Origin of the sequence: Streptacidiphilus anmyonensis (assembly GCF_000787855.1) — a bacterium.
Lineage (GTDB): Bacteria > Actinomycetota > Actinomycetes > Streptomycetales > Streptomycetaceae > Streptacidiphilus > Streptacidiphilus anmyonensis.
The window spans coordinates 1-7,451 of sequence record NZ_BBPQ01000132.1 but is presented as its reverse complement, the minus strand read 5'-3'; the positions used below and the strand labels follow the sequence as shown (position 1 = coordinate 7,451).

Below are 7,451 nucleotides of genomic sequence, written 5' to 3'. Positions count from 1 at the left end.
GGGCCGGCCCGCGCCGGTCTGCGCGCCGCCGGTCTGGACCGCGCCGGCCGGGCCGACCGCGAGCGCGAGGCCGACGACCCCGCAGAGGCCGGCGGCGGTGGCGATCCAGTGCAGGGGTTTGCTGCGCGCATGGGCGGGGAGTCGCGACGCGGTCCGCGCCGACGCCTCCTGGTCCCCGTCCGTCACGTCAGCGCCGCCCGACCCCGCCACCACCTGGACCACCAGGGCTACCTCTTTTCCCGCATTGCACGCGCGATTTGTGGGCAGCATCGTCCCACAGTGCGAACAACGAAAGAACCACCGGGAAGCGACTGTTCGGTCGCTTCCCGGTGGTCGAATGGTGAAGGCCGGCGGGGGCCTCGTCAGTCCTGGTCGGACCAGGTCGGACCAGGTCAGTCCTCGTCGCCGCCGCGGTCGAAGTCCTCGACGTAGTCCTCGCCGGAGGAGTCCGAGCGGGACTCGGCCAGGCGCAGGTAACGGCCCGGCTTGGTCTTCTCCGGCACGATCGTCTCGCCGTAGGCGCCCTTGGCCGGGCGGCGGCGGCGCAGCGGCGGCTCGACGCCGTCCGCGAGCCGGCGGGAGGTGAGCAGGAAGCCGGTGTGCCCGATCATCTTGTGGTCCGGACGCACCGCCAGGCCCTCGAGGTGCCAGTTGCGCACCATCGACTCCCACGCCTGCGGCTCGGTGAAGCTGCCGTGCTCGCGCAGCGCCTCGACGGTGCGCGAGAGCTGGGTGGTGGTGGCCACGTAGCAGCAGATCACGCCGCCCGGCACGAGCGCCTTGGCGACGGCGTCCAGACACTCCCACGGCGCGAGCATGTCCAGGATGACGCGGTCGACGTCCGTCTCGACCAGGTTGTCCTGAAGGTCGCCCAGGGTGAGCTTCCAGGCCGGGTGGGCCCCGCCGAAGTAGCGCTCCACGTTGGCGCGGGCGATGTCGGCGAAGTCCTCGCGGCGCTCGTAGGAGAAGAGCGCGCCGTCGTCGCCGACGGCGCGCAGCAGGCTCATGCTGAGCGCGCCGGAACCGACACCCGCCTCGACGACCCGGGCGCCCGGGAAGATGTCGGCCATGGTGACGATCTGCCCCGCGTCCTTCGGGTAGACCACCGCGGCGCCGCGCGGCATGGAGAGGACGTAGTCGGGGAGCAGGGGGCGCAGCGCGAGGTACTGGGTGTTCCCGGTGGTGCGCACGACGGAGCCCTCCGGGGCCCCGATCAGCTCGTCATGGGAGAACGCACCCTTGTGGGTGTGGAACATCCTCCCGGCCTCGAGCGTGATCGTGTGGTGGCGTCCCTTGGGGTCGGTGAGCTGGACCTGGTCCCCGACCTGGAAGGGCCCGCGACGGCGGGCGGCGCCGGTCGGTTGAGTCATGCGGATCAGTTTAGGGCCTGAACAGGAGTGCTCTTCGGGCTCCGTCGGTTGCAGCAGGCCGGGGGCGCGCGGAACCGCGCGAGTGGGTGGCTTGTCGCGCCCACGCTGGGGGCTCCTCCCGGCCGAAGGCTGGGGGAGGAGCCGCAAGTCGGCACAGCCTCGCGCCTCCAGTGCCCTACGGGCGCTCACTGCCCTGCGGGCACGGGTACCGGGTCCTCGCCTGCCATCGCGCGGGCGAAGGCGCGTTCGACGTCGACCGCCGCCAGGACGCCGAGGGGGGCTCCGGACTCGTCGACGACCAGGTACTCCGCCGCGGGGGCTGCCCGGAGGGTGTCGAGGAGGTCCTCGCCGGACAGCGCCGCGGCGACCCTGCTGCCGGGCCCCAGCGGGGCCGAGACCTCGGCCACCCGCATCCACGGGCGGCGGTGCTCCGGGATCCCGCGGACCTCGCGCTCGCGGACCACGGCGATGGGCGTGCCCGCCGAGTCGGTGACGATGATGCCGAGGGCGCCCTCCGCCTCCAGTCGGCGCAGCGCCTCGGCCAGCGGGGTGTCCCCGGTGACGCTGATCGCGGGCCTCGTCAGCCCGGAGGCGCTGAGCTGCGGGAGGCGTTCGCGCAGCCGCGCGGCGCGCAGACTGCCGCCCGCGCCGTTCCAGATGATCGCGGCGAGGATCGCGCCCAGGACGGCGTCGGTCAGCAGCGAGGCCGTGCCGAGCCCGGGGGCCTGCGCCGCCGACCAGGCGGGCAGCAGGACCAGCACGGCCACGGCCAGCGCCCGACCCGCCCAGGCCGCGGCGACGGTGCCGGCCATCGGGCGGCCGGTCGCCTTCCAGACCAGGGCGCGCAGGATCCGGCCGCCGTCCAGCGGCAGGCCGGGCAGCAGGTTGAACGCGGCGACGACGACGTTGCTCAGCATCAGCGAGGTCAGCAGCACGCCGGGCACGGTGGCCGGGGTCACGAACTGCATCGCGCCGAGGAAGACGCCGCCGAGGACCAGCGAGAGCAGCGGTCCGGCGAAGGCCAGCCAGAACTCCCGGCCGGCGCTCTGCGCCTCCTTGGTGATCTCGGAGACGCCGCCGAAGAACTGGAGCTGGATGCGGAGCACCGGCAGGCCGAAGCGGAGCGCCACCACGGTGTGGGCCAGCTCGTGCACCAGGACCGAGCCGTAGAAGGCGACCGCGAAGAAGAGCGAGACCAGGTACCGGGCGCTGCCGAGGCCCGGCAGCACGGCGTCGATCTGGCCGCCGAAGAGCCAGGTGATCAGCGCCGCGACCAGGAACCAGCTGGGCGTGACGTAGACGGGGACGCCGAACGGGCGGCCCATCCGCAGGGCCCCCGTCGGACGCTCGGCATCCTTGACGGGGGCTCGGGGATCCTTCGTCTCGTCCTGCTGGTCGCTCAACGTGTGTCCGCCCCTTCAGCCGGCCGAACCCGGGCCCGCCCCGTGGCGCGCCCGCGGTGGTGCCCGCGCGCCACACGCTACGCGATCGTCGCGACGAGCACGTGTGCGGCGGGCCGACAGCCCGTTCCTTCCCTTCCTACCCGCTTACCCACGAGATGTCGGTGCCAGGCCGTAGGGTCGGACCCATGCAAGCCGCCGACCCGACGACGACCGACAGCCCCGTGCCGCCCGGGCCCCGCCCCGCGGAGGCCGAGCCGCTGGAGACCCCCGCGCACCCCGAGGCGCCGGCGACGCAGCCGCCCGCCGGGCCGACGCATCCGGTCTCGCTGTCGCCCTCGCGCGCGTCGGACTTCATGACCTGCCCGCTGCTCTACCGGCTGCGGGTGATCGACCGGCTGCCCGAGCCGCCCAGCCCGGCGGCGACGCGCGGCACGCTGATCCACGCCGTGCTGGAGCGGCTCTTCGACTCCCCCGCCGGCGAGCGGACCCCGGACACCGCGCGCGCCCTGCTGCGTCCCCAGTGGGAGCGGCTGCTGGAGGAGCGGCCGGAGGTCGCGGAGCTCTTCCCCGCCGACACGGGCGCACAGGAGCTGGCGGCCTGGCTCACGGACGCCGAGACGCTGCTGGAGTCCTACTTCCGGGTCGAGGACCCGAACCGGCTCCAGCCCGCCGAGCGGGAGCTGCTGGTGCAGACGACGCTGGAGTCGGGTCTGACGCTGCGCGGCTACGTGGACCGGATCGACGTCGCGCCGACCGGCGAGGTCCGCGTGGTGGACTACAAGACCGGCCGCGCGCCCTCGCGGGACTTCGAGGGCAAGGCCATGTTCCAGATGAAGTTCTACGCGCTGGTGATCTGGCGTGAGCGCGGCGTGCTGCCCAAGCGGCTCCAGCTGCTGTATCTGGGCGGCGGCGGCCAGGTCGTCAGCTACGACCCGGACGAGGGCGATCTGCTCGCGGTCGAGCGCAAGCTCCAGGCGCTGTGGCGGGCCATCCAGCGGGCGCTGGAGACGGGCGAGTGGCCGGCCAGCCCCAACCGTCTGTGCGACTGGTGCGCGCACAAGTCCCTGTGCCCTGCGTGGGGCGGCACGCCACCTGCGTACCCTTTGGCTGACAGCGTCAACTGATCAATGGAGCGTTCCGTGACGATCCGCGTGCTGCTGGTCGACGACCAGCCGCTGCTGCGCACCGGTTTCCGGATGATTCTGGAGGCCGAACCCGACATCGCCGTGGTCGGCGAGGCAGGGGACGGGCAGCAGGCGCTCGACCAGGTCCGCGCGCTCCAGCCGGACGTGGTCCTGATGGACATCCGGATGCCGCGGATGGACGGCGTGGAGGCCACCCGTCGCATCGCCGGCCCCGGACGCGACGGCCCGGCCAAGGTGCTGGTGCTGACCACCTTCGATCTGGACGAGTACGTCGTGGAGGCGCTGCGCGCGGGCGCGAGCGGCTTCCTGCTCAAGGACGTCCCGGCCGAGGAGCTGGTGCAGGCGATCCGGGTGATCGCCGAGGGCGCCGCGATGCTGGCTCCGAGCGTCACCCGGCGCCTGCTCGACATGTACGCCGGCCGGCTGCCCTCGGGGGACGAGGCGCCGCCGCCCTCCCTCGGCACCCTGACCGAGCGCGAGGTGGAGGTGCTGAAGCTGGTCGCCAAGGGCCTGTCCAACGCCGAGGTGGCCGGCGAGCTCTTCGTGAGCGAGACGACGGTCAAGACGCACGTCGGCCATGTGCTGACCAAGCTGGGTCTGCGCGACCGGGTCCAGGCGGCGGTGTTCGCCTACGAGAGCGGCCTGGTCCGCCCCGGCGGCAGCTGACGCCGCCCGCGCGCACCCCGCGCGGCAGCGCACAGCGAAGGGGCTGGGCGACACCTTCCGGTGCCGCCCAGCCCCTTCGACGTTCAGCCGCTCAGGAGGAGGTCATGCCGATCATCCACCAGCGCACGATGCCGGAGCTGTCCAGGGTGAGCGGCACCCCGGTGACGTCCGACTGCGCGGCGGCGAACTGGTTGTTCTCCCAGATCGGGATGACCGGAACGTCCTTGGCCACGAAGTTCTGGATCTTCTTGTAGGTGGACGCGGCGGTCTCGCGGTCCTGGAAGGTCAGGCCGGTGGTGATCAGCGACGCCACGCTCTGGGCGTCGGTGCCGCGCCAGCCGTTGTACAGGGCGTTGTCCGGACCGACGAGCGGGTTGATGAAGTCGTCGATGTCCTGGTAGTCCGCGGACCAGGCGACCATGAACGCGTCGAAGTTGTGCGTCTTCAGCACGGCGGTCTGCATCGCGGTGTAGCTCGGGTAGCCCTTGAGGGTGACCTGGAACAGCCCGCTCTGCTCGAGCTGCTGCTTGATCATGGCCACCTCCTTCTCCTTGGCCGAGTCACCCTTGCCGTAGGAGAGGGTGAACTTGACCGGCAGCGAGACGCCCGCGTTCTCCAGCTCGGTCCTGACCTTGGAGGCGGACTCCGGGTTGCGGCCGTAGAGGTTGGCGAAAGAGCTCGCCGCGTTGGTGATGCTGGACGGGACGACCGTGTAGGCCGGCGAGACCGTGTGCTGGAAGTCGGTGTCCGCGATGGCGTTGCGGTCGATCAGGGCGGCGATCGCACGCCGGACCGCCACGTTGGACAGCGGCCCGGAGACGGTGTTCAGCGACATGACGCGGACGGTGCCGCCGGCGCCGCTGGAGACCTGGAGACCGGTGCCGAGCTGCTGGTCCTGCTGCATGGTGACGATGTCGGACGCATTGAGGTCCTGGAAGACGACGTCGACGGCCTTGCTGTCCAGGGCGGCCTTGGCGTCGGCCTGGCTGGCGTAGTACTTCAGGTCGATCCCCGAGTTGCGCGCGGTGCTCGCGGCGCCGCCGTACTGCGGGTTCCCCTCGTAGTTCGGGTTCAGCGAGAGCTTGACCTCCGAGGGGGTCTTGCTCGCGCCGGAGCCGGTGAAGCTGACGGAGTCGATCTTGTAGCGACCGGAGCCCACCACGCCGGTGAAGTCCGTCGCCTCCTCCTTGGTGGCGGAGAAGACCTTGGGGTCCACGATCGAGGCGACACCCGAGGTGAGCTTGTCCGGCAGCGTCGCGTCGGGGCCGGTCAGGTGGAAGACGACCTGGTTCGAGCCCGAGGTGTCCACCGACTTGATGGTGCTGAGGATCGAGACGGCGCCGTTGGGGTCGTTGATCTTCTGCACGCGGTCGATCGAGAACTTGACCGCCGCGGCGTCCAGCGGGTCGCCGTTGGAGAACTTCAGGTTCGGGCGCAGCGTGCACTTGTACGTCACGGAGTCGCTGAAGGCACACGACTGCGCGGCGTCAGGCGCCGGCTGGTTCGCGCCGGCCGGGTAGCTCAGCAGGCTCTGGTAGACGTTGTAGAAGACGGCCCACGCGCCGACGTCGTACGCCTGCGCGGGGTCCAGCGTGGAGTACGGGTTGGCCGAACCGACCTTGATGATCACGCTCGGGACGCCCGACACGGGGCCGGTCGACTTGGAGGAGCCGCAGGCGGTGGTGGTGGCGATGAGGCCTACGCAGCTGAGCGCTGCCAGCCGCTTGAGAGCTGACATCAGTTCTAATCTCCTTGCCGGCGCTGAGGGGTGTCGCCGCCGCGCCACGACGCCGGGGCACCACTCGCTGGGGTGTAGCCCGGGCTCGCGTGAGGTCGAGTGGTCGGTAGCCTGCCATACCATCGCACGAAACACGCACTCAGCACTCACCCAGGGTTCGCCCAAAGACCCCAAGTGGCTAGAGATTTGAGGGACTGTATCCGAGAATGTCCGATTTGGCGTTAGCAGGTAGTTACTTTTTCCTGCTCACGTCAGGTCGGGCTCACCCGCGAGCAGGGCCCGCAGCAGCGCCGCGTCCACACCCTCCAGGGTGGCGCGCACGGTCGTGCGCGGCCCCGGCTCGATGGCGGCGACGGAGGGCACCGCGAGCACGTGGCAGCCTGCGGCCTGACCGGACCTCACGCCCGTCGGGGCGTCCTCGATGACCACGCAGCGAGCCGGGTCCGCGCCCAGCCGGGCGGCGGCGAGCAGGTAGGGATCGGGGTGGGGCTTGGTCCGCTCGACCTCGTCCCCGGCCACGGTGAAGCCGAAGTAGTGCGCGCCCAGGGTCTTCAGCACCTGGTCGATGATGCGCCGGTGCGACGCGGAGACCAGCGCGGCCGGCACGCCCTGCGCGGCCAGGTCCGCCAGCAGCGCCTTGGCGCCGGGCCGCACCGGCACGCCCTGGCCGATCAGCTCGACGAACCGGTCGTTGATCGCGTGACCCAGCGCGGCCGGCGTCAGCGGCGCGCCGGACACCTTCAGCAGATGGTCGACGACCCGGCTCATCGGTCCGCCGACGACGATCTCGCGCTCCTCGACGCCGATCGGGTGGCCCAGCTCGGCCAGCAGGGTGCTCTCGGCCTCCCACCAGAAGTCCTCGGTGTCGACCAGAGTGCCGTCCATGTCGATCAGGACGGCCTGCAGGGTGCGGGAAGCGAGAGTGGTCACGGGCGGCTTGCTTTCTCGGTGCCGTCTTCCGACGGGAGGACGGTTCGGGCCGACCACCATGAGGGGTGACCGGCCCTGGGGACCCCCGACCGGAGGCCAGGGGGTCCTACAGCTTACGCCCCGCGCGCCCCGTACGCCTCACGCGCGCCCCCGCGCGTGGCGGCTCAGCTGGGCAGCTCAGCTGGGCAGCTCGGCGGGG

6 protein-coding genes and 1 pseudogene are annotated in these 7,451 nt (G+C 71.7%); 2 read left to right on the top strand and 5 right to left on the bottom strand.

Annotation, left to right across the window (positions count from 1 at the left end; translation table 11 throughout):
* From TR50_RS41775 to TR50_RS41765, 3 genes and pseudogenes are all read right to left on the bottom strand, one after another.
* Window positions 1–222, bottom strand: a pseudogene (locus TR50_RS41775) (hypothetical protein); the annotation flags it as partial.
* Window positions 223–392: 170 nt separating this feature from the next.
* Window positions 393–1,370 carry a tRNA (adenine-N1)-methyltransferase gene (locus TR50_RS41770; protein ID WP_042435789.1) on the bottom strand — a complete coding sequence of 326 codons (978 nt, stop codon included), beginning with the start codon at window positions 1,368–1,370 and terminating at the stop codon, window positions 393–395.
* Between the two features lie 185 nt (window positions 1,371–1,555).
* Complete coding sequence (locus tag TR50_RS41765; RefSeq protein ID WP_236654820.1) at window positions 1,556–2,773, bottom strand: site-2 protease family protein; 1,218 nt, start codon at window positions 2,771–2,773, stop codon at window positions 1,556–1,558.
* A gap of 185 nt (window positions 2,774–2,958) precedes the next feature.
* On the opposite strand from TR50_RS41765, the gene TR50_RS41760 reads away from it, so the two are divergent.
* A complete protein-coding gene (locus tag TR50_RS41760) occupies window positions 2,959–3,897 on the top strand; it encodes a RecB family exonuclease (protein WP_152648937.1) in 939 nt (312 codons plus the stop codon).
* A 15-nt stretch (window positions 3,898–3,912) separates the two neighbouring features.
* Window positions 3,913–4,584 carry a response regulator gene (locus tag TR50_RS41755; RefSeq protein ID WP_042435783.1) on the top strand — a complete coding sequence of 224 codons (672 nt, stop codon included), beginning with the start codon at window positions 3,913–3,915 and terminating at the stop codon, window positions 4,582–4,584.
* Between the two features lie 91 nt (window positions 4,585–4,675).
* On the opposite strand, the gene TR50_RS41750 is transcribed toward TR50_RS41755, so the two are convergent.
* Window positions 4,676–6,322: an ABC transporter substrate-binding protein gene (locus TR50_RS41750; RefSeq protein WP_052441901.1), complete on the bottom strand. Its 1,647-nt coding sequence runs from the start codon at window positions 6,320–6,322 to the stop codon at window positions 4,676–4,678.
* Window positions 6,323–6,568: 246 nt separating this feature from the next.
* Entirely contained in the window at window positions 6,569–7,312 is a 744-nt protein-coding gene (locus tag TR50_RS41745; RefSeq protein WP_084701913.1) for an HAD family hydrolase, read from the bottom strand.
* Window positions 7,313–7,451: the final 139 nt, after the last annotated feature.